Source organism: Trebonia sp., assembly GCF_049794275.1.
In the GTDB taxonomy this organism is placed as follows: Bacteria; Actinomycetota; Actinomycetes; order Streptosporangiales; family Streptosporangiaceae; genus Trebonia.
In genome coordinates, this window is record NZ_JBARCR010000522.1 from 1 (window position 1) to 1,947 (window position 1,947).

Annotated in this window: 2 protein-coding genes; both read left to right on the forward strand. The window is 69.7% G+C overall.

Going from position 1 to position 1,947, the window contains the following annotated elements; genetic code table 11:
• The coding region (locus WA805_RS14395; protein WP_425242569.1) for a glucose-6-phosphate dehydrogenase at positions 1–1,035 on the forward strand (1,035 nt) is incomplete at its 5' end.
• 41 nt (positions 1,036–1,076) lie between these two features.
• The coding region (locus WA805_RS14400; protein ID WP_425242570.1) for an NAD(P)/FAD-dependent oxidoreductase at positions 1,077–1,947 on the forward strand (871 nt) is incomplete at its 3' end.

The window sequence follows — 1,947 nt, forward strand, 5'->3', positions numbered from 1 at the left end:
CAGCTGTTCGGGCGGATCGCGCAGGGGATCGCTTCGGCCGGCCGGACGAAGGACGCGCGGGTGATGGTGGAGAAGCCGTTCGGCATCGACCTGGCCAGTTCGCGGCAGCTCAACGACACCATGCACCAGTACTTCCCGGAAGAGGCGATCTTCCGGGTCGATGACTGGCTGGCCTTCGACCCGGTGGAGAACGTGCTGTTCGTCCGGTTCGCCAACTCGGTGATCGAGCCGCTGCTCAACCGGAACTACGTGGAGAACATCCAGATCACGATGTCCGAGGCGTTCGACGTCGCCGACCGCGGCCGGTTCTACGACCGGACCGGCGCCATCAGGGACGTGCTGCAAAACCATATGCTCCAGGTGCTGGCGACCGTCCTGGCCGAACCGCCGAGCACGCACGATCTTTCCGGCTGGCGGGACGCCAAGCATCAGGTGGTGAGCGCGCTGAGCCCGCTGACCGCCGAGAACACGGTGCGCGGCCAGTACGAGGGCTACCGCCAGGTGGACGGCGTCGACCCGAATTCGACCGTGGAGACCTACGTCGCGGTCCGGCTCACCGCAGACACCTGGCGCTGGGCCGGGGTGCCGATCCTGATCCGGGCGGGCAAGACCATGCCGGTCACCGCCACCGAGATCACTATCACCTTCAAGCCGGTACCGCACGACGTGTTCGGGATCGAGCCCGTCAGGCCAGCGGACATGCTGAGGTTCCGGATCTGGCCGGAGACGGCGGTCGGCCTCACCCTGCACGGGAAGAAGCCCGGTGCCGGCTGGGAGCCGCAGGCGGAGGAGCTGGGGTTCGCGCAGCAGCCCGGGTCGGACATCCGCCCGTATGACCGGCTCATCGGCGCGGCGCTGGACGGGGAACGCTGGCTGTTCGCCCGGCAGGACACCGTGGAAGCCGCATGGGAGATCGTCGACCCGGTGCTCGGCGATGTCGTCCCCGTGCACCCCTACGCCAGGGGCAGCTGGGGTCCCAAGGAGGCGGACCGGCTACTGACCGACCAGGAAACGTGGTACGACCCGGCAGGCTGAGCCGCACGCAACGATAACCACGACCGGATCGGGGACGCGCCATGAACGACCAGGATAGCCAGCGCCGCGTGGTGATCATCGGCGGCGGCTTCGCCGGGCTGTTCGCCGCCCGGATGCTGCGCCGCGCCCCGGTCCGGGTGACCCTCCTCGACCGGCGCCCGCACCATCTGTTCCAGCCTCTGCTGTACCAGTGCTCGACCGGGATCTTGTCCGAGGGGAAGATCGCCGTCCCGCTGCGGGATCTGCTCCGTAAGCACAAGAACGCGGACTTCGTGCTGGCCGAGGTGACCGGCATCGACACCGAGGGGCGCCGGGTCCTGGCGACGCGGCCGCTCGGGGACCAGCTGGAGTTCGGCTACGACTACCTGATCGTGGCGGCCGGGGTGCAGCAATCGTATTTCGGGCACGACGAGTTCGCCCAGTGGGCGCCCGGCATGAAGACCATCGAGCATGCCCTGGTCGTCCGGCGCCGTGTCTTCGGCGCGTTCGAGCTGGCCGATACCGCGGTAGACCCGGCCGAACGCAGCCGCTGGCTCACCTTCGCCCTGGTCGGCGCCGGACCCACCGGCGTCGAACTGGCCGGGCAGATCCGCGAGGTGGCCACCAAGACGCTGCGCGACGAATACCGGCACATCAAGCCCGAGGACGCCCGGGTGCTGCTGTTCGACGGCGGGGACGCCCCGCTCGCCCCGTTCGGCCCGGAGCTGTCGGCCAAGGCGGCCCGCACCCTCAGCAAGCTCGGCGTCGAGCAGCACATGCACTCGATCGTGACCGATATAAACGCCACCGGGCTGAGCGTCCGCGCTCAGGACGGCAAGGTGACCCGCCACGAGGCGGGCACCGTGCTGTGGACCGCCGGGGTGGCCGCACCGCCGGTCGCGGCGGCCGTCGCGGCGGCCACCGGCGCCGAGC